This is a genomic window from Shewanella pealeana ATCC 700345 (assembly GCF_000018285.1).
GTDB classification, from domain to species: domain Bacteria; phylum Pseudomonadota; class Gammaproteobacteria; order Enterobacterales; family Shewanellaceae; genus Shewanella; species Shewanella pealeana.
This window is the reverse complement of sequence record NC_009901.1, coordinates 3918553-3938288: the sequence shown is the minus strand read 5'-3', so window position 1 is coordinate 3938288 and position 19736 is coordinate 3918553. Positions and strand designations below refer to the sequence as shown.

General features: G+C 44.9%; 18 protein-coding genes and 1 riboswitch. Of the genes, 13 read left to right on the top strand and 5 right to left on the bottom strand.

The window, feature by feature from the left end:
• Positions 1-58: 58 nt before the first annotated feature.
• The gene (locus tag SPEA_RS16975; protein WP_012156429.1) at positions 59-952 is read right to left on the bottom strand and encodes a LysR family transcriptional regulator; all 894 of its coding nucleotides are present in this window, start codon (positions 950-952) and stop codon (positions 59-61) included.
• Between the two features lie 206 nt (positions 953-1158).
• Between SPEA_RS16975 and SPEA_RS16970 the strand changes: the two genes are divergently transcribed.
• Together SPEA_RS16970 and SPEA_RS16965 are read left to right on the top strand one after the other, a co-directional pair.
• A complete protein-coding gene (locus SPEA_RS16970; RefSeq protein ID WP_012156428.1) occupies positions 1159-1680 on the top strand; it encodes an NADPH-dependent FMN reductase in 522 nt (173 codons plus the stop codon).
• Positions 1681-2171: 491 nt separating this feature from the next.
• Positions 2172-2957, top strand: coding sequence for a hypothetical protein (locus tag SPEA_RS16965; protein ID WP_012156427.1), 786 nt, complete (start codon positions 2172-2174; stop codon positions 2955-2957).
• A gap of 97 nt (positions 2958-3054) precedes the next feature.
• Here the strand turns inward: SPEA_RS16965 and SPEA_RS16960 are convergent, their stop codons facing one another.
• Together SPEA_RS16960 and SPEA_RS16955 are read right to left on the bottom strand one after the other, a co-directional pair.
• Positions 3055-4248 (bottom strand): M56 family metallopeptidase, encoded by a 1194-nt coding sequence (locus SPEA_RS16960; RefSeq protein WP_012156426.1) that lies wholly within the window; start codon positions 4246-4248, stop codon positions 3055-3057.
• Positions 4245-4622, bottom strand: a complete 378-nt coding sequence (locus SPEA_RS16955) for a BlaI/MecI/CopY family transcriptional regulator (RefSeq protein WP_012156425.1) — start codon at positions 4620-4622, stop codon at positions 4245-4247. Before SPEA_RS16955 ends, SPEA_RS16960 begins: the two co-directional genes overlap by 4 nt.
• Positions 4623-4880: 258 nt before the next feature.
• On the opposite strand from SPEA_RS16955, the gene SPEA_RS16950 reads away from it, so the two are divergent.
• The 4 genes from SPEA_RS16950 (at position 4881) to SPEA_RS16935 (ending at position 9977) form a co-directional block, all read left to right on the top strand.
• A complete protein-coding gene (locus SPEA_RS16950) occupies positions 4881-5528 on the top strand; it encodes a hypothetical protein (RefSeq protein ID WP_012156424.1) in 648 nt (215 codons plus the stop codon).
• Positions 5529-5761: 233 nt separating this feature from the next.
• Positions 5762-5983: riboswitch (cobalamin riboswitch) on the top strand.
• Between the two features lie 123 nt (positions 5984-6106).
• Positions 6107-7960 (top strand): TonB-dependent receptor domain-containing protein, encoded by a 1854-nt coding sequence (locus SPEA_RS16945; RefSeq protein ID WP_012156423.1) that lies wholly within the window; start codon positions 6107-6109, stop codon positions 7958-7960.
• A gap of 97 nt (positions 7961-8057) precedes the next feature.
• Complete coding sequence (locus SPEA_RS16940) at positions 8058-8663, top strand: arylesterase (RefSeq protein ID WP_012156422.1); 606 nt, start codon at positions 8058-8060, stop codon at positions 8661-8663.
• 585 nt (positions 8664-9248) lie between these two features.
• Complete coding sequence (locus SPEA_RS16935; RefSeq protein ID WP_012156421.1) at positions 9249-9977, top strand: HDOD domain-containing protein; 729 nt, start codon at positions 9249-9251, stop codon at positions 9975-9977.
• A gap of 50 nt (positions 9978-10027) precedes the next feature.
• On the opposite strand, the gene SPEA_RS16930 is transcribed toward SPEA_RS16935, so the two are convergent.
• Complete coding sequence (locus SPEA_RS16930; protein WP_012156420.1) at positions 10028-10930, bottom strand: LysR family transcriptional regulator; 903 nt, start codon at positions 10928-10930, stop codon at positions 10028-10030.
• 177 nt (positions 10931-11107) lie between these two features.
• Between SPEA_RS16930 and metE the strand changes: the two genes are divergently transcribed.
• The 5 genes from metE to SPEA_RS16905 all read left to right on the top strand — a co-directional run bounded on the left by metE (position 11108) and on the right by SPEA_RS16905 (position 17752).
• A complete protein-coding gene (gene metE, locus SPEA_RS16925) occupies positions 11108-13378 on the top strand; it encodes a 5-methyltetrahydropteroyltriglutamate--homocysteine S-methyltransferase (RefSeq protein WP_012156419.1) in 2271 nt (756 codons plus the stop codon).
• A 164-nt stretch (positions 13379-13542) separates the two neighbouring features.
• Positions 13543-14058, top strand: a complete 516-nt coding sequence (locus SPEA_RS16920; RefSeq protein WP_223296519.1) for a hypothetical protein — start codon at positions 13543-13545, stop codon at positions 14056-14058.
• A gap of 218 nt (positions 14059-14276) precedes the next feature.
• Complete coding sequence (locus tag SPEA_RS16915; protein WP_012156417.1) at positions 14277-16334, top strand: protein-disulfide reductase DsbD family protein; 2058 nt, start codon at positions 14277-14279, stop codon at positions 16332-16334.
• Positions 16335-16464: 130 nt separating this feature from the next.
• Positions 16465-17199, top strand: a complete 735-nt coding sequence (locus SPEA_RS16910) for a DsbA family protein (protein WP_012156416.1) — start codon at positions 16465-16467, stop codon at positions 17197-17199.
• Positions 17186-17752, top strand: coding sequence for a protein disulfide oxidoreductase (locus SPEA_RS16905; RefSeq protein ID WP_012156415.1), 567 nt, complete (start codon positions 17186-17188; stop codon positions 17750-17752). The genes SPEA_RS16910 and SPEA_RS16905 overlap by 14 nt, the downstream gene beginning before the upstream one ends.
• Positions 17753-17832: 80 nt before the next feature.
• Here SPEA_RS16905 and SPEA_RS16900 read toward each other — a convergent pair whose 3' ends face one another.
• Positions 17833-18726 carry a LysR family transcriptional regulator gene (locus SPEA_RS16900; protein WP_012156414.1) on the bottom strand — a complete coding sequence of 298 codons (894 nt, stop codon included), beginning with the start codon at positions 18724-18726 and terminating at the stop codon, positions 17833-17835.
• A gap of 129 nt (positions 18727-18855) precedes the next feature.
• Between SPEA_RS16900 and SPEA_RS16895 the strand changes: the two genes are divergently transcribed.
• A complete protein-coding gene (locus SPEA_RS16895; RefSeq protein WP_012156413.1) occupies positions 18856-19359 on the top strand; it encodes a carboxymuconolactone decarboxylase family protein in 504 nt (167 codons plus the stop codon).
• Positions 19360-19522: 163 nt separating this feature from the next.
• Positions 19523-19735: a dodecin gene (locus SPEA_RS16890; RefSeq protein ID WP_012156412.1), complete on the top strand. Its 213-nt coding sequence runs from the start codon at positions 19523-19525 to the stop codon at positions 19733-19735.
• The last annotated feature ends 1 nt before the right edge of the window (position 19736 follow it).

The following is a 19736-nucleotide window of genomic DNA, read 5'->3' as shown; positions in this document are numbered from 1 at the left end:
GTTAACTTTAAAGCTATTTATCTAGAAAGTAGCCATAAAGATTAACATTGTCGAACGGCTATCCAGCTAACCGTTCGGCAGCCAGATCGATAAAGGCTCTGACTTTGGGCGATAGGTGTTTGCGGCTTGGGTAAACCACGAACACATCAATATTGGCGCTGGGAAACTTGTCAAACAGGATCTCTAACTGATCATTTTCGAGTTCACCTTGCATATAGAAGTTAGGTAAGCGAGTGATGCCATGTCCCGCCAGCGCTAGATTTAGCTGCATGTTGCCGTTGTTACAGAGGATCTTTGGCCTAATATCCACCGAAAAGTGTTTGCCGTCATGGTCAATGTAATCCCATCTGCTTGGCTGTTTATGGTTGGAGTAACAGATCCCGTTATGTGTCTCGAGCTCTCTGGGGTGGTGAGGTTTACCATGGCGTGAAATGTATTCTTTCGACGCCACAGTATAAGCTTTACAGCTATAGAGCTTACGGCAGATGAGGCTGGATTCTTCCAGCTGCGCCGATGCTCTAATGGCCAAATCATAACCATCGGCAATCACATCGGTGCGCTTATCACTTAGATCTAAATCTAAACTCACATTGGGGTAACGCTTTAGGTATTCGGAGATAATGGGCTTGAGGTGTTGCTGGGCGAAACCGACGGGACAACTGAGTTTTAGTACTCCACGAGGGCTCACATCATGTTGAGTGATTAAGCCTATCGCCTGCTCGGCGTCGCTAATCAATTGTAGGCACTGCTGATAATAGGCATCTCCCTCAGGGGTTAAGCCTATCGAGCGCGTGGTTCTATTGAGCAGTCGCACTCCGAGTCTAGACTCCAGTTTATTGACCTCCTTGCTGACATAGGAGGTGGAGTGTCCCAAGACTTCTGCCGCGGCGGAGAAACCTGCACTCTTTACCACTTGCACAAATATCACGATACCATCAAACAGTTTATTCATTCTTGAGTCCAGACGCCGATTAACAGTTATATGGAAATAGTTAATATCTTTTTAGGCCATTAATCACAACTGGCATCTAATATACACTGCTCTACATCGGGTTGTCGCTCAAAACTTAGCCTAGTTGCTAATGGTTACAGTGATAATTAATTAAAGGTGCTGATGAATTGCCGTTAGCATAAGCCAACAGAATAGAGAGTCCAATTATGAAACTATTAGCCTTTGCAGCGAGCAGCAGTTCTAAGTCAATTAACAAGCAACTTGCAACCTATGCCGCTTCGTTAGTGGACGGCGCAGACGTTGAAATTCTCGATATTAACGACTACGAAATGCCTATTTTTAGTCAAGACAGAGAAGAGGAGCTAGGTCAGCCTGAACAGGCGCAAAAGTTCTTTGCCAAAATCGGTGAAGCCGATGCGATTATCATCTCTTTTGCCGAGCATAATGGTTCATACACAGCGGCCTATAAGAATTTGTTTGACTGGACATCGCGTATCGATATGAAAGTATTCCAGAATAAGCCAATGGTATTGCTGGCTACATCTCCAGGCCCAGGTGGTGCGTCGAGTGTATTGGCTGCGGCAGCGGGCTCGGCGCCATACTTTGCTGCAGATGTGAAAGCCTCACTATCTGTACCAAGTTTCTTCGATAACTTCGACATGGAGAAGCAACAGCTGCGTAACCCAGAGTTGCAAGATAAGTTGAAGAGTGCGTTAGCACTGCTCTAGCACTGAATCGAATACTAAAATTTAAACATGAAAAGCGAATGCCGTGCATTCGCTTTTTTGTGTTTACTGCATGTTCCAAATATCCCGCACAATCGCCCAATCCTTGCTAGGCTTTAGTACGACTTTCGATTTACAGCACCTCATTTTCTTGCTGATTAGCCTTTGTTTTCAATGATTCGCTGTCAATCGGACTGCTAAATAACTCATTTAATACCAATCAGTATAAGAAGTTGATCTACTCAGAGCGTTTTTTGGCAAACTAATTCAAGGTGAATAACTGAAAGAATGGTTGTTCCCTTGTGAAGTTGTTCAACGTAGAAGTAGGCAGCCAAAAACGCTCCAGAATGGCGAGTTTTAGCGGCTCTGATACTGTGTTAACGAGCTTAAACGTAGAATAACTATGCTCTTCACTCGTTGCCTTGTCTCAGTGCCGCTAAACTCTCGCTGAGCGACCAAATCTTTATACTGATTGGTATAAAAGGATAGATGTAATGAAAAACTCTATTTTAAAAGGCTTACTGCTGAGTCTGGTTACCCTACTGAGTCTGGTTACCCTACTGAGTCTGACATTATCGGTACAAGCCGCTGAGGCTAAGCCAGACTCATTAGCCGATGTCTGGGTGATGATCCCTAATCCCGGTCAAGAAGCGCAATTTGAGACAGCCTTTAAAAAGCACATTCAATTTCGCGCAGAGAAAGGTGACGCTAGAGACTGGAAAGTCTATCGGCCGGTGATAGGAACAAGAATGGATCGTTATATCGTTAGATATTGCTGTACCAAATGGAATGATGTCGATGCATACCAAAAATGGCAGTCTGATAACAAGATACTCGAGCATTGGTACGCCAATGTGGATCAGTACATTGCGCGCTACGAGCACTTCTACACTCGAGTCGACTTTGCCAATAGTCATTGGCCAGAAGAGCAAGCTTATCGCTACTTTGCGGTGACGGATTATCGCGTCAAGATGGGCAGTTGGAGAGACGTTGAAGCGATGAAGAAAGTGCTCAGTGACAGTGCTAAAGCAATGAAGTGGCCATATTCTTGGTCTTGGGGGCAACGCATCGGCGGCAAGGGCGGCTTAAGCTTAGTGATCCCTTATAAAAATTATGCCGAAATGACACCACCGGATAGCTCCTTTGCACAGGCATTAGCCAAACATATGGGCAATGAGGGAAAAGCTGAGGAGCTTTTAGAAGATTGGTCGGAAAACTTTAAGTCGACGACTTATACCGTCTATCGTTTAGTGGATGAGATGTCGATGCAGTCTAAATAGCTCTGGTAAATAGCTTTTATAAATAGCGCGAATAATCTAGCTCTACAAAGATGAAAGCTAATACCAATCAGTACTAGCTTTCATCTTTTACTCTAGCTTAAGGCGTCACTTTAATGCGCTCAACATCGGTTGCCGGTGGCTCAATCATAAAATCGAGCTGCACTTTTGCGCCTTTGAATCCCTTGGTTGACTCTTTATAGCGCCATTGCTCAAGTGCGGTAACTGCTGACTTATCAAATACAGCTTCTGGCGATGACTTAATCACGCTGACATTACTTACTGCGCCGCTAGGGCTGATATCAAACTTAAGCTTCACAAAGCCGCTCTGGTGAGCCTCGACTGCCGAAATTGGATATTTAGGTTCAACACGGGTTAAGGGATGAACCTCATTATGCTCGTGCGCACCAGCCTGTACCTGTTGGTTCAGTAGTAGGCCACTTAGTCCGAGGCAGATAGTGAGGCCTATAATGGCTAAGCCACTTTGTCCTTTCTGAGAGGTTTTCATTTGCATTATTCGCTCCTTGAGTATGTTTTTATTTCCATAGTGAGTGTGTAGCAGGCCGTGATGAGCTTGCTGGGAGTAGGCTAATAGCACTTGGCTATAACTGATTTTTTGTTGCTTGCTTAACGCTCGGGTGACATGGGCATCGCAAGACAACTCTTGATCGTCTCTAAAGCGTCGGTAAGCCAGCCAGCATAGAGGATTGAACCAGAAAACCGTTAGGGTTAAGTAGGCGAGTAGATTGCTGATTAGGTCTCGGCGCTGATGGTGGTATTGTTCATGAGCGATAATTGACTGCCGCTCATCATCCGACAAGCGATTAAAACTAGTTGGAAGTAAGATTTTTGCATTGCTAATACCGACCAGCATGGGCGACTGCACACTAGGGTGTTGCAGTGTTGGCAGCGCTGCATCTTGATGCTCAAGGGGGATTGCTGTACGCAATATCCGTTTCAACCCTATGGCTTGTAATAGTAGTAGGATGAACATAATTCCTACGCCAACTAACCATGTAAGCAGTAATAAGTTCGCATAATCTGTGGTTTGTACGGCAGAGATTGCCTTGCCCGCCATCACGCTGTAGTGAGCAAGTTGGTTGGCTTGCACTGCACTAAGAGGAGAGGGAAGCATTACCATTATGGCTGAGCTGATGAGCAGAGCGGGAATGGCTAGCCACAAATGATAGGTTCTGTGGGCGCCAAGGTGTTGCTGCAATAAACGGTGACTCAAGAGTAAGCCGCCACATACTAATGAGAGTAAAAGGGTCTGCTGCGCCATCCATAGCATCATGACTTGTTATCCTTTTTCCACGTGTCTATCAGCTGTTGTAGCTCGTCGACATCCTCCGCGCTGAGCTTATTCTGCTTAGCAAATCCTGCGACCAAGGGCGCGATTCGTCCTGAAAATAACCGTTCGATAAAAGACTCACTCTCCTTGAGTTGATACTCACTCTGCCTGATTAGCGGACTATAAAGGTAGGAGCGCCCCTGTTTTTCAAAGCCAATGGCTTGCTTCTTTACTAGGCGGTTGAGTAATGTTTTTACGGTTTTCTGGTGCCAGTCATGGGTGCGAGAAAGTTCACCTATGACATCACTGGCACTGATAGGTGAGGATTGCCACAGGACATTGAGTACGCACAACTCTGCATTACTGATCTCTTTCATTGCTTTCTCTTCGATTACGTTTGTAATTTCAATTAAGATTACAAATGTAATCAGTTTGTGCAAGTGATTTTTAGTGTGTTTTTTAATCTAGGTTAGGCGTGGCAATATAAGTCATTGTTAAATAAGGGGCTAAAAGTTCGCCTGGGTTAACTAAATGTGCGACAGGATTTAACAAAAATTAATTATTTAAGTACCACTTTTACATATGCCCAGATAGAATACTGCCCAGAAACTACCATCAACAAGGTTTGTATAGGTATGAGTTCATACTTTCCTCGCGTAGCGACGGGTATGCTGAGCGCAATTTTTTTAGCTATTCCGTCTTTTTGGGTAAGCGCGGGTTCAGCTGAGACGCAAGTCGCTAAAGCCCCTAAAAAGTTAGCGATATTTAGCCAAACCCTTAACTTTAACTTGCCACTAGATTGGAAGTTAGCCTATACACAGCAGCAAGGTACTATGTACTCTGCTGAGTTTGTTCCCGCATCTGAAGCGTTACATACTTGGTCATCTATGCTGTGTGTACAGGGCTTTAAAGATGTGGCGCAGGACGTGAGCCCACAGGCATTTTTAGAGACGATGGCGGCGGTATATTTTGAACGTTGCCAAGGCGAGACTGTGCTTGAAAGTTTACCGAGTGAGCCGCTCAATAACCATGAAACAGCAAGTGCAATAATAGGCTGTACTGTAATACCTAACTCTCACCTTAAGTCGGCAGCAGCGATTGGAACGAATAAAGTTGTGACTCAAGGAGAAATAGGGCATTACATTGTCGTAAGGGGAAAGCAGGATCTGTATTTAATTCATAAATCGATTCGAGGTGAGGCTTTTACTAAGCAAAATCCGCCAATCCAAGCCCACAATCACCAAGAGTTCCTGTCGAGCATTACACCTTTAAGTCTGTATTAAGGCATTAATCGACTTATACAACCAAGCCTTATCAAGCTGATATTTAAAGTAAATATACTAATGTTATTCGGTGGGTGAATATTCTTCGTCTAAAATAGCGCTTTAAAATCTAGTTAAGTTAGACATTTAACCGTATAGACGTCTATAATGCGCGCACTCTCAAAAGTGACGTTTTTTTACTCTTGAGCGATAAGCATCATGCTATTAAAAAGCATGCTATTAGAAAAAATACTATTTTAGTCAACTTTATTGGTGCCTTAAGTTACAGCTGTAACATATACCTATTTGGTATTAGGGATAATCGGGAAGTCAGTTAAATTCTGGCACTGCCCCCGCAACGGTGAATGGTGAGAGACGAGCGCGCCTTAATGGATAGGCGTTTAAAGCTTGTATTCGCGTGTTAGTTTCTAACACTGAACCTAAGTCCGGAGACCGGCCAACAAAGTGATTTCGATGATTTCGGCGGGCAGATCTCGAAATGCGGCAATTAACGAGCAAAACAAACAATAGCACTTGCCATTTATTGCTCGTATCACCGTGACGTTTTTGCCCCGTTTTCCTTTAGGAGTCAAAGGTAAATGGGAACACAACCCTCTAAAATTGCACTGCTAATTAGCAGTCTTATCAGCTTTACTGCATTCACAGCGACCGCCGAAGATCTCGGAGCAAGCTCAGCGACAATCGATGAAACGATTACTGTAACAGGATCACGTTTTGACAGAACGGTAGATCAGCAACTGACAGTTATCAATACGATTGAGCGTGAAGAAATCGCGCGTCTTAACCCTAAATCGGTTGCCGATGTACTAGAAACGCTTCCTGGCGTCAGTGTATCTCGCAATGGTGGTGCGGGTCAGGCTACTTCTATTAGTGTTCGCGGTAGTAATTCAAATCATGTTCTAGTGCTAGTTGACGGCGTAAAGGTTGGCTCTGCAACCTTAGGTACTGTCAGTTTTAATACCCTATCTCCTGAGAACATCGAGCGTATAGAAGTGCTTAAAGGTCCGCGGGCGTCTGTATGGGGCAGCGATGCTATAGGCGGCGTTATTCAAATATTTACCCGTGAGCTTAAAGGTGGCGAGTGGTTTGCTGGTGCCGAATATGGCAGCAATGACTATGTTCGAGGCTCATTTGGCGCAGGCATGAATCATGGCGACGGAAACACCACACTTGCCGTTAACCATGAACAGTCTGACGGCTATGATGTATATAATGGCGCCGAAGTCGAGAACGATGACGACGGTTACAAGCGTAATGCGCTTTCATTGAAAGGGTCGCAGCAAATTAATCAAAACTGGCAAGCACTTTGGAATGGCCAGTACGATAAGGGCAATACCCAATACGATGACATCTACGCCTCAGGTTCGGCCGATGAGTCAGATTATGAAAACTATCTTTGGAGTCTTGCTACCCAGTACAGTCGTGAGCAGTTCACTAGCAAGTTAGCCGTGAGTCAATCACAAGATTCAAATGAAAATTTCCGCGGTGATGATGCGAGTGTTGCCATTGCAGAGTTTGAAACTAAGCGCGATCAAGTTAACTGGAGCAATCAGTATTTAGCGGCAGATGATCTGACTATTACCGGCGGTATTGACTGGTCAAGAGAGCAGGTCAGAGGCGACTACGCCCAAGACGAGCGAGACCTTTTCGGCGCATACGCATTAATCCAGAAGCAATGGAGCAAGTTGCTAGCCGAAGTGGCTGTACGCTACGATGATGTGGAAAATATCGATAGCGAAACTTCCTATAATGCCAGTTTAGCCTATCAGTTTAATGAACAATGGCGAATAGCAGCGACCACGGGCACGGCTTTTAAGGCGCCAACCTTTAACGATCTATACTGGCCTGACTCTGGTAACTCTGACTTGATCTCAGAAACGGCAGAGAGTTATGAGCTGACGCTGCATTTTAATAATCAAGATCTTCGCGCCTATATCAGTGTGTTCCAGAATAAGATTGATAACCTTATTGCCTGGGCACCAACTGGTGAGCAAGATGATTTTGGTTGGGATATCTGGAAGCCTGCGAACATCAATGAAGCTAAGATCACAGGTGTAGAGCTTTCGGCAAATTATCAACTGTTAGGGCTAGAACATCAGCTGGGTTACACCTACCTAAATGCAGAAAACAAGCAAACTGATGAACAACTTATCGGTCGCAGTGAGAATGAGTTCAACTATTTACTGAGCTACACTTGGCAGCAGTTTGATCTACTTGCTAACTATCATTATCAAGGTAAGCGTTATGCTGGCTATGAGCAGTACTTAGATGCCTATCATAAGCTCGATTTGAGTTTGGGTTTCCAGATTGATGATGCATGGAGCCTACGCTTAAAGGCGAACAACCTGTTTGATGAAGAGATTATCTCAGATCAGAACTACTTTAGCCCTGGAAGAGAGTTATTCTTCAGCGTTAGCTACCAAGCGTTTTAATTACCTATAGCTAATACTATTGTTATAGGAAGAAAGCCAGACATTGTGTCTGGCTTTTTTATGTTATAAATTGGCAAACTCATAAGTAGGCGTACCAATGAAACACTTGTCGATACTGAGGCCATTTGGCCGATCTCTCATCATACTGTCATTGCTGTTATTGCAAGCTTGCTCTGGTGCCAGTATTCCAGTCTTGTCCGAAAACGCGCGGGTGCTAGCCTTTGGTGATAGCCTGACCTATGGCGTCGGTGCGAGTAAGGGCCAAGATTACCCGAGTCAACTTGCAGGGATAAGCGGCTTTGAGGTGATTAATGCCGGGGTGTCAGGAGAGACTACATCGGGTGGTAAGAAACGCTTAGCTCAGCTATTGGCTCATCATGATCCTGAGTTGTTAATTTTATTAGAGGGCGGGAATGACTTTCTTCGTAATCAGCCATTGGCAACGACCAAAGCTAACTTAGCGCAGATGATCGAGATAGCACAGGCTAAGCAGATCCCGGTTCTGCTGGTGGCCGTGCCGCAAAAGAGCTTATTCCTGTCACCATCGCCTATTTATGCGGAATTAGCCGAGCAATATGAGCTGGTTTTAGTAGAAGATACCTTGAGTAGCCTATTGAGAACTCCGAGTAAAAAGTCTGATGCCATACATCTAAACGACGAGGGCTACACAGCGCTGGCTGAGGCGATTTATCAGGCGATATAATAAAGGTTGATGTAGATGTTGATGGATTATTGCTACGCGAAATGGCTCAGAGTTAAATTAAAGGCCTCAGTCTGCTTGCGGATTGCTAGTTCAATCACAGATTTCTTCAGCTTGAGTAAATTAATACACCGTAAATAGGCGAAACTTGTTAAGGTAATGGTTTATACCAATCGGTATAAAGATTTGCTCGCTCAGCGAGAGTTTAGCGATTATGAGGCAAGGCAACGAGTGAAGAGCATAGTTGTTCTACGGTTAAGCAGCCTCTTGTTCCTTAAGAGTCACAGCATCATGAGCGCTAAAACTCGCCATTCTGGAGCGTTTTTGGCTGCCTACTTCTGCGTTGAACAGCTTCATAAGGGAATAGCCATTCTTTCAACTATTCGCCTTGAATTAGTTTGCCAAAAATGCTCTGAGTAGAGCAAATTCTTACACTGATTGGTATTATATGGCTTGACCTTTGACGCCATATTATGGGTTAATTTACCTGAAATAAATGCACATATAATCGAGCTACTTATAGATGGCCACCCAGCTGTATAAACTAGTTAGCGATAATTATTAGAAGAATAAGGTTTAACGTTTCACATGACAGATCTTGAGCAGCAAGTATTTACTCAAGTACGTGCCATTATCAGCAATGAAGAGCAGGTAATAGGTCGTCGAGGGATTTTAATCCCATTGAAAAAGGCTATTATTGCAGACGGTGATATTCGCAATGTCATTGATATCGTTTCGTCTGATCCTGCGTTATCTGCTCACCTGCTATGGCGCAGTAGCAGCGCAGATCACGCCACAGCTCAGTCGAGTAAGAATCGTTCCTTAAAAGACGCCTTAGTGCGCTTGGGCCAAGTTAACATTTATCGCTATGCTTTTACTTTCTATCTGAAAGAGCGTTTAGACGAGCTCAATGAACCGTACAAGAAACTCATTCACGGTTACTGGGCAATGACTGAAGCGATTGCAGTAGATGCTGTTGATCAGTTATATCAAATGGATAGTGTGCAAATTAATCCTGATGAAGTACAAACATTGGCACTGTTTAGTGTGTTTGGTGACATTATCGCACTGACCGCATTTGCCTACTTAAATTCGGAACGCACAGAGCCTTACCCGTTAAGCTTACTTAAGTCCGTGATTGAGGAGCAGCAGCAAGCACTGACCCTAGAAGCTTTTGAGTCATTAGGACTAGATGATGATCTTAGCGGCGAGTTTATGATTGCTCATAATTTACGAAAGACACACAATGTTAATTCTCCAGGCCTAGTATTAAGGCGGGTATTAACAAAGAGAAACTTATTGCTTAACCCAATATAGCAAACCAAAAAAGCCTGCAGTATGCAGGCTTTTTGTTAACTAACTCAGACTTAATTGAGCTTCTGTTTTGCCAAACCTTCTTTAGCCACTAGCTCTAACCAATGTTGCGCTAAACGAGCATTAGCGCCGTTGCGACGATACGCCCCAAAAAGTGGACGCTTTAGCCCTTCAGGGCCCAGTTTTACACTGGTAAGACTTAGGCCGTGCGCCTCACTTATCGACCAGCTTGGCAAAGCGGCAACACCATCTTTACAGGCAATTCGCTGTAACAGCATCATGGTTAAATCACACTTTACTTGTGGACCGGGTTGAATGCCTGCCGGCTCTAAAAAGTGGCGGTATATATCTAAGCGTTCGAGTGCTACCGGGTAGCTTAAAATCGGTAAATTCTCTAACTGTTTCGGTGTGACATATTCTTGCTGAGCTAGAGGGTGATCACTGGCCACCACTAATCTAACTTCGAAATCAAACAGATGCTGATAAGCAATTGACTGACCAGGCACAGGATCTGAGCTCAGTACAACATCCAGATCACCTTGCTCTAGTGCGTTCAACGAGTCGAACAGATGACGGCTGGATAAATCGAGTTCGGCTTGCGGATATTGCTTTCTGAACTCTTCCATCACAGGCATTAACCAGCGGAAACAGCTGTGACATTCGATGCCAACACCTAAGTGATTATCTCCATCTTCTAGGCCCTTTTTGAGATCAAACTCCGTTTCGATCACCTTAGGTAGAATATCTTCAGCAAGGTTGAGTAATCTCGCGCCTTCTTGTGTGAAAGAGAGCGGCTTACTCTTGCGTACAAAAATAGCAGAGTTAATACGAGTCTCTAATTCCTTGATCTGATGCGAGAGTGCTGACTGAGTGACGAAGCGTTTTTTTGCTGCCCCAGCAAGGCTGCCGCTTTCCTTTAGGGCAACTAGCGTACGTAAATGTCTAAGCTCTATCATTTTATCCTCACATGAAATTCGCTCATGTTGCGCTTGAATTCGTTTCGATTGCGAATACATAGGCTAACACAATAAACTTCTAGACGTCCAGACGCCCATTGTTATGTTTAGTTATATGAAATTCAGACGGGCGTTAACTCTGAATTTTCCTCATCTTAACATCAAAAGGTATACAATATGCAATTAAATAGTTTGGGTTTTCCACGCATTGGTCGTTTTCGTGAATTAAAGTTTGCCTTAGAGAAGTATTGGCGTGGTGAAATTGAACAATCTCAATTAACTGATATATCGAGAGATTTGCGTAAGTCACACTGGCAGTGGCAGGCAGATGCTGGGGTGAAATTATTACCTGTTGGTGATTTTGCTTTTTATGATCAAGTATTAACATTGAGTGCAACTTTAGGGGCAATTCCTGAACGGCACCGTGGAGATGCAGGCATAGATATCGACACACTATTCCGAGTCGGACGTGGTAGAGCACCAACAGGTAATGATGCGCCAGCAGCTGAAATGACCAAGTTTTTTAACACTAACTACCACTATATTGTGCCTGAGTTGACAGCGGATCAAACTTTCGAAATTGGCTATGATCAGCTGTTTGAAGAAGTGAGCGAAGTACAAGCCCTTGGCTATCAAGCTAAGCCGGTTATTCTTGGGCCGGTATCATTTCTATATCTGTCTAAATCGGTGGGCTCAGATTTTGATAGATTAAGTTTATTGCCACAGCTTTTAGAAACATATCAAAAAATACTGACTCGCTTTAACAGCCAAGGCGTTGAATGGATCCAGCTCGATGAGCCGGTGCTAGCGTTGGAGCTTGAAAGTGATTGGCAAGCAGCGATAAGTCAAACCTATACGGCATTAACCGAGGGCGACTTGAAGGTATTATTAGCCAGCTACTACGGCAGTATTGCTCATCAGCACTCGTTGGTGTCTAAGCTTCCTGTTGCAGGTTTACACCTTGATTTAGTCACGGCGCCACAGCAGTTAAGCACATTTGTCGCCACCTTAGGCCAAGAGCAAGTCTTGTCTGCCGGTGTGATTAATGGTCGTAATGTGTGGGCGGCAGATCTAGATAATATTGCAGCGCAGCTAAGCAGTGTGGCTCGCGATCTCAAGCAACGTTTATGGTTAGCGCCATCGTGCTCTCTACTTCATAGTCCAGTCGATCTCGAAGTCGAAACAGCGTTGTCACCTGTGCTTAAACAGCAGCTTTCATTTGCAAAACAGAAGCTGACAGAGCTGAGTAAGTTGAAAATATTATTAAATGATGCTGATTCGGTTGAGGCTAAAGCCATTGTCGTGGAGTGTCGCTCAAGACGCAGTGCTCGCGCCGAAGCGGCCAATCAACAGGTGATAGCCAGAGTCACGGCTTTAACAGAGCAGGACTATGAGCGTGACGATCTGTTTGCTGTTAGGCAGGCGGCGCAAAGACAGAAATTTAGGCTACCGTTACTGCCTACCACGACTATCGGTAGTTTCCCGCAAACACTAGCCATTCGTGGCCTGCGTAGCCGCTGGCGTAAAGGGGAGATAAGCCTTGAGCAATATAACGACCAGCTTCGACAAGTGACTCGCGACACCGTTGAGCGTCAGCTAAAGCTTGGTATCGATGTACTGGTTCATGGTGAAGCAGAGCGCAATGACATGGTGGAATACTTCGGCGAACAGCTCGATGGTGTGGGTTTTACGCAGTTTGGTTGGGTACAAAGTTATGGTTCGCGCTGCGTTAAGCCGCCGCTAATCTATGGTGATGTGTCACGTCCTGCGGCAATGACGGTGCAGTGGGCTGAATTTGCTCAGAGCCTCACCGACAAACCCGTTAAAGGCATGCTGACAGGTCCTGTTACCATTTTGCATTGGTCGTTTGCCCGTGAAGATATCAGTCGCGAGCAGATCGCGACCCAAATTGGTCTAGCCATTCGAGATGAAGTGGTCGAGCTGCAGAATGCGGGGATAGGCATCATTCAAATTGATGAGCCAGCATTTCGTGAAGGGCTGCCGCTGAAGAAGAGCGATTGGCAGCATTACCTTAACTGGGCGGTTAATGCCTTTAAATTAAGTGCAGCAGGCGTGACAAACGAAACGCAGATCCACACTCATATGTGCTACAGCGAATTTAACGAAACCATAGCGGCAATTGCGGCGATGGACGCCGATGTGATTACCATAGAGACATCCCGTTCAAGAATGGAGCTGTTAAATGCATTTGAAGATTTTAATTATCCGAATGAAATTGGTCCGGGTGTTTACGATATTCATTCACCGAATACGCCAACGGTCGATGAGATTGTTAGCTTGATGCAGAAGGCAGCGCAAAAGGTACCTGTAGAGCAACTTTGGGTAAATCCGGATTGTGGCCTGAAGACCCGCACCTGGGATGAAGTTGAGCCAGCCTTGGTTAACCTTGTCGCGGCAACGAAAATTTTAAGACGTACACTGAGCTAAATTTGTAGCACAGTCTTTTAGCGTAATGAATGCCATTACGAGATACAGCCAGTCGATTGATATCGGCTGGTTGTTTTATTTGCTTGTTTTGCTTTTTTTTTCAACGGTTGAAATATAATTGACTTAGGTGATGAACTATTTTTACAAAAGTCCGGTCTTAGTCTGTGAATACCTTAGCTGATACCACAATTACGATAGTGGTTGTCAGCCTCTATTTTGACGATGAACCGGAGTCATTTATCTCGCATTTGCGCTTTAGTAAAACAAACAAGTATTGGACTGTTATGGTTTTTGCCATATTAGTCTTATTTTGCTTGGCGCAAAATAGTGGCGTATTGCAGATTTTCGAGCAGCTAAATGTCAGCTCACCTACCTATGCGAGCATAAGTGCGGCTGAACTCACCAGCGAGGCAAGCAATAGTGCCACAAGCATTGGTGAGGCCAATATTAGCGGGCTGAGTGTTAGCCAAGCTAAAGATTCAGAGTTTAAGCAGTGTGAGTTATCCGAAAAGTCGTTAAGAGTGTGCCTCGACGAGCCACCTATTATGCCGTTATTGGTGTTGCTGTTTATCTTTCCGCTTATCCCAATTGCCTCACGTGTGCTACAAGGGGCGCTGAATGTCCCCGTACTGCCAAGGCCTAGGCGTATCCACCTTTCTCTGTGCCGCTTCCAAGAATAAAAACAACTGCACTAGCTTTTATACTGATAGGTATTAATAGCTAGTACCCAGCTACTTGAATTTGCTTGTTTTAGGCCAATTGGTATTAGGCTGTTATATCGCTATATTGCCGTTATCGAAATTGGGCCTAACCCCTAACATAAACCGTTTATTAATCGCTAAGCCAATAGCTTAAAAGTGCTGGATTGGTGGCGAGCCGTTTTTGCGGAGAAAGAAAAGTGAAAATATTAAAACAGATTATTCTGGTGTGTTTATTAGCATTAGCTAATCCGGTATTTGCCCAGTCAACAGGCTGGCTAGAGAACCCTAATCACCCGCCAGTAAAAGTGAGGTTTATGCTCACGGGGGAGGTCGATAAGGCCAGTAACACAGTGCCTGGGGTGCTGGAAGTTGAGCTCGATGGTGAGTGGAAAACCTATTGGCGTAGCCCTGGTGAGGGCGGCATTGCGCCGAGTATCGACTGGAGTGGCTCAAGCAACTTAAACCAAGTCGATTGGGACTGGCCTGCACCTGAGCAATTCTCGCTACTTGGTCTACAAACCTTTGGTTATCACCATGAGGCTGCTTTTCCTATGCAGCTGCAACTCGATGATACAAATAAGCCCACTCATTTACAGGGTAAATTTACCCTGTCGTCATGCACTAATGTGTGTGTATTAACAGATTATGAGCTTAACCTAGATATCGACCCCACTGCATTAAATGCTGATGTTGACGCCATGTTTGCCTACAACAAAGCCGTGTCTAAAGTACCGGTTAAATTGCAGCGAGAAGATGTCACGCTTGGTTGGGATGTAAAAGCGCAGCAACTGCAAGTGGAGATGGATGATACTGGTTGGAGCATGCCAAAATTTATTATCGATGGTGAGCCTGATACCACCTTTAAGTTTGTGCGGTTCGAGCGTTATGACACCGATAGCGGCCAGCAAAAGCTACGAGCTATCTTTGATGCAACAAGCTGGCTAGGTGAGCCTGAGCTCATTGGTAAGTCGTTAAACCTTACGGTGATGGATAAAGAGCAGGCATTAGAGTTTGTTGCAAACGTTAGCGGCATCACCATTCAAGCTAGCGGCCATTCGCTACTGAGCATGCTAGTTATCGCGCTATTAGGTGGCCTGATTTTAAATGTCATGCCCTGCGTGTTACCGGTTCTAGGCATGAAATTAAGTTCAGTGATAGCGGCGCCAAATCTACAAGTTAAGCAAATCCGCCAGCAGTTTATCGCCTCTGCCTTGGGGATTTTAGTGTCATTTTGGTTGCTTGCAGGATTTATCTTAATCCTTAAATTTACCGGGCAGGCGATAGGTTGGGGGGTACAGTTCCAAAACCCTTGGTTTATTGGTTTTATGGCGGTAGTTACCGCGATATTTGCCATCAATATGTTGGGCGCGTTTGAGATTAACTTACCATCGAGTTTGCAAACTAAGTTGGCAACCACTGGCGGTAATGATCACCGCGGACATTTCTTGCAAGGCATGTTTGCGACCTTACTTGCGACGCCGTGCAGCGCACCATTTCTTGGTACTGCGGTGGCCTTCGCCCTTGGCGCTGACGTATTGAGTCTATTTGTTATCTTTAGCGCCTTAGCGCTAGGCATGGCGTTACCTTGGTTGCTAGTGGCTGCGTTTCCTCAAGTTGCGCGTTATTTCCCTAAACCGGGCCGCTGGATGAGTGTGGTTAAAGTGGTGTTCTCCGGCCTCTTGGTACTGACTAGTCTGTGGCTACTTAGTCTGTTAGCCAACTTTATACCGGCTGCTTACTTGTGGATTGCGGCTGGCACTTTAGTACTGTTGTTTTTAGTGTTGATGGCCAAAGTTCAAGGAAAAGCTGCTGTTATCGCCAGTGTCAGCGTCGGAATTATGGTGATAGCCGTTGGGGCATTTTCTACATCTAACAGGTGGGCGCAGCCGTTACCAACCGACTTAGAATGGCATATGTTGAATGAGCCTGAAATCGCGAGACAAGTTGCGGCAGGCAAGACCGTATTTGTCGATGTGACTGCCGATTGGTGTATTACCTGTAAAGCCAACAAGGTTGGGGTGATCTTACAAGATCCGGTATACAGCGAATTAAAGGCTGACAATATCGTGTTGATGGAGGGGGAGTGGACTAAACCATCGAAGCCAATAACCGAGTATTTACAGAGCCATAACCGCTTTGGTGTGCCCTTTAACGTGGTTTACGGCCCGAATGCGCCAGAGGGGATTGCACTGCCAGTGATCTTGTCTGCCAGCGATGTTATCGATGCTATCAATGTGGCCTCGGTAAGGTTCTAATCCAAATTAACACTTGCAAGCGCTAAATACGAAGCTAATAGCGCCAAATGTAAGTGTTAAAGAAATAGTTAAGAGCGCTGCTATTGGCAGCGCTAAGAGAACATTTTAAGAGAAAGCCTAAGTGAAAAGAATGAAGACTCATAAAACACACAATTATCTAGGCCCTAAGCAGCCAATTTTTAAAAGTAAGTTTCAAGCAGGACTCTTTATATCGACCATAGCCGCATTTGCGTTTTATTGTGCGATGTTGATCATCAGTCAAAATGTGAAAGCTGAAGGCTCAAGGGTTAACCCTATGTGGGTGAGTGCGCCAACTATGAAGGAGATGATAAATGCCAATCGCTCAGCTCTGTTTCATCAAGCCGACGACCCGTGGAAAGGTGCAGAAACGCCACAAATCACCATGGTTTACTTTACCGACTTTAACTGCCCCTACTGCAAGAAACTGGAGCCTGAGTTAGATAAGCTTATGGCTGAATATCCACAGCTTAAAGTCATAGTAAAAATGGTACCATTACAGGGACAAAGCTCTGTTGAGGCGGTCGATTTTGCACAAAGGGTTTGGATGAATGAGCCTGATAAGTATTTAAAATTAAAAGAGATGTTAATGGCGTCACCACGTCGTTTAGATAGTCAAACAATAGCTAAAGTCGCAGCGATGACAAATACCAGTCAATGGTTGAGTCAGGCTGACGCAAGCATATCTCCAGCGATTTCAGATAACCTTGAATTAATGAGGGGATTAAGATTAGGTGGCACACCGAGTATGGTGATTGGAGAGAACATTATTGTGGGCTTGGTGCCATTTTCACAGCTAAAGCAGCAAGTCGAGCAGGCATTGGAGGCACAAGATGAGCACGGATAGCCAAAGGCCTGATAAGCCGAATTCGAGAGACAAAATTGCAGTTAAGCATCAATCTTTTGGACGAAGGTTATTTGGTTGGCTCAAGCAACTGTTGTTTATGCTGGTGGTGTTAACTGTGTTCTCTGCTGCGCTGGACGTATGGCGCAGTCGAGATATTTCTACAGATCAGCTACCCAATATTCAAGCAACGACGGTGCAAGGTGACAAGGTTGATTTATTAGCTATGAGCCACAAGCAACCTGTGTTGCTGTATTTTTGGGGGTCTTGGTGCCCGGTATGTAGTTTTGTTAGTCCATCGGTCGATATCGCCGCCAGCCAATATCCGGTTATTACCGTCGCGATGAACTCGGGAACGGATGAGAAAGTGCGTAAATACTTACAGCATAAAGGGTATGACTTTGCCGTGGTGAATGACCCTCGCGGAGAAATATCACAGCAGTGGTCAATGCAGTTAACGCCCACGCTGTTAGTGATAAAAGATGGTGAGCTGGCTTATTACACGAGTGGCTTTACTAGCTTGCCAGGAATTTGGTGGCGTATGCTCTTGGCATAAGCTAGCTAAGATCGCCAGGGCTAATAAAAGCCGCATATCATTTAGTTATGCGGCTTTTTGCTGTTCTAAAGTGGGTAATATTATCGCTTTAGCGCCTTTACTAAGTAATCGATAAAGGCGCGGATCACTGGCCGCATGTGCTTACCGCCGCGGTAGAGCGCATAGATATCGCCACTGGATTGCTCTGACAGTGAGGGTGTCCAGTCGGGTAGGCAGCGCACTAAACTGCCATCTTGGATTAAGTCTTCCATCATCCAACTCGACAGTTGCACTATGCCGCCGTGATGTATCGCCGCCTCTAGAATGGGCGTGCCGCCTCTTGAGGTTAAGTTGCCTTGCACTGGGACTTTCTTATATTGATTGCCCTTTTTGAAATGCCAGTAGGTGCGCTGCCTGTCCCGGTCGAGGAGTAAACAGTTATGATGCTGCAACTCTTCAGGCTTCTTAGGAGTGCCAAATTGAGCCAGGTATTTAGCGCTAGCACAGAGCGAAGTTTGGTTTGCCATCAGCATTCTGGCGTTTAGACTCGAATCTTGTGCATTGCCAATGCGAATTGCAATGTCCACATTTTCTGAGTGTAAATCTACCAGTTGATTATCTAAGTCTATTTCAATCTTTACTTTAGGGTATTGAGCTAAGAAATCGGGCAGAATAGGGCAGATTTTTACCCGCCCAAATCCTTCAAAGACCGATATCCTTAATATTCCTTCAGGTTGGCTATCTCGTTTTGAAAGCGACGTTTTCAGGGTCTCTTCATCATTAACCAGCTTGCGTGCACCTTCTAAGAAGAGTTCACCGGCTTCAGTGAGTAATAGCTGACGAGTGCTGCGCTTGAGCAAGACTGCATTAAAGTCTTGCTCAAGACTGTCGATATTGCGGGCGACACTTGATGGCGCCATATTGAGTACTTCGGCAGCTTTGGAGAAGCTTCCTAGTTCAACCACTTTGATGAAGATCCGCATCGCACTTAACATGAATTGTCCTAACTTTACCTTTGCGTTTTACGCAAAGGTAAAACAGTTTTTATCTGTATTCCAGCTTTTTTCTATCTATGGATAATGTCTCTTGTTCAATAAATTGATTCAATTAACAAGGTACAAGAGATGACACAAGCAACTAAACAACACCTTTCAATTACTTCAGCACTAGAGAGTAGTGATATCAGCAGTAGAGTGATGGCCTGTATGTTAAAAACAGAAAATCATGTTAATAACAGTGGACTTGACCATACTTTACTCGAGCTTATTCGTTATCGTGTGTCGTTAATTAACGGCTGTGCCTACTGCATCGATATGCACTTTAAAGAGGCATTAGCTGCTGGCGAGACAGCCCAGAGAATGGCGTCCTTGTCTATCTGGCGCGAAGCGCCTTATTACACTCAGAAAGAGCGTGTGGTATTAAACTGGGCCGAGGCGCTCACGGATCTTCCCCATGTTGGAGTGACCCATGATGAGACGCGTCTGCAGCAGGCGACAACAGCACTTAGCAGTTACTTCTCTAGTCAAGAGATAAGCGAGCTGACATTAGCTGTGATCCAAATTAATGCTTGGAATCGTTTAGCTAAAACGTTCGACTTTGGTGTTGGCAGCTTTGAAGTGAGTAACTAAATCCTAATCTGTTGTCATGGTGTTTACTCAGTGGCTTTTGGTGTGTAATGGCTAGCAAGCTTGGTATTAAAGTTAACGGTAAAAATGTTAGGCACACACTGACTACCCCAGATGTTGTTCTATACTGGTTAAGGTCATTACCTTAACCAGTTTTGGAGTCAATATGAGTCATACCTACAAGATTATCGAACTAGCAGGATCGTCTCCAATTAGCTCAGATGAAGCCATTAAAAATGCCATAGCCACGGCAAATGAATCATTGAAGCACCTTAGGTGGTTTCAGGTGGTTGAAACCCGAGGACATCTAGAAGAAGGTATGGTCGCTCATTGGCAAGTAACAATAAAAGTGGGTTTCACCTTAGACCCCAAAGCCTAAG

Coding starts and splice junctions, on each gene's coding strand:
- SPEA_RS16975 (WP_012156429.1), bottom strand. CDS start 952: ATGAATAAACTGTTTGATGGTATCGTGATATTTGTGCAAGTGGTAAAG.
- SPEA_RS16970 (WP_012156428.1), top strand. CDS start 1,159: ATGAAACTATTAGCCTTTGCAGCGAGCAGCAGTTCTAAGTCAATTAAC.
- SPEA_RS16965 (WP_012156427.1), top strand. CDS start 2,172: ATGAAAAACTCTATTTTAAAAGGCTTACTGCTGAGTCTGGTTACCCTA.
- SPEA_RS16960 (WP_012156426.1), bottom strand. CDS start 4,248: ATGATGCTATGGATGGCGCAGCAGACCCTTTTACTCTCATTAGTATGT.
- SPEA_RS16955 (WP_012156425.1), bottom strand. CDS start 4,622: ATGAAAGAGATCAGTAATGCAGAGTTGTGCGTACTCAATGTCCTGTGG.
- SPEA_RS16950 (WP_012156424.1), top strand. CDS start 4,881: ATGAGTTCATACTTTCCTCGCGTAGCGACGGGTATGCTGAGCGCAATT.
- SPEA_RS16945 (WP_012156423.1), top strand. CDS start 6,107: ATGGGAACACAACCCTCTAAAATTGCACTGCTAATTAGCAGTCTTATC.
- SPEA_RS16940 (WP_012156422.1), top strand. CDS start 8,058: ATGAAACACTTGTCGATACTGAGGCCATTTGGCCGATCTCTCATCATA.
- SPEA_RS16935 (WP_012156421.1), top strand. CDS start 9,249: ATGACAGATCTTGAGCAGCAAGTATTTACTCAAGTACGTGCCATTATC.
- SPEA_RS16930 (WP_012156420.1), bottom strand. CDS start 10,930: ATGATAGAGCTTAGACATTTACGTACGCTAGTTGCCCTAAAGGAAAGC.
- metE (WP_012156419.1), top strand. CDS start 11,108: ATGCAATTAAATAGTTTGGGTTTTCCACGCATTGGTCGTTTTCGTGAA.
- SPEA_RS16910 (WP_012156416.1), top strand. CDS start 16,465: ATGAAGACTCATAAAACACACAATTATCTAGGCCCTAAGCAGCCAATT.
- SPEA_RS16905 (WP_012156415.1), top strand. CDS start 17,186: ATGAGCACGGATAGCCAAAGGCCTGATAAGCCGAATTCGAGAGACAAA.
- SPEA_RS16900 (WP_012156414.1), bottom strand. CDS start 18,726: ATGTTAAGTGCGATGCGGATCTTCATCAAAGTGGTTGAACTAGGAAGC.
- SPEA_RS16895 (WP_012156413.1), top strand. CDS start 18,856: ATGACACAAGCAACTAAACAACACCTTTCAATTACTTCAGCACTAGAG.
- SPEA_RS16890 (WP_012156412.1), top strand. CDS start 19,523: ATGAGTCATACCTACAAGATTATCGAACTAGCAGGATCGTCTCCAATT.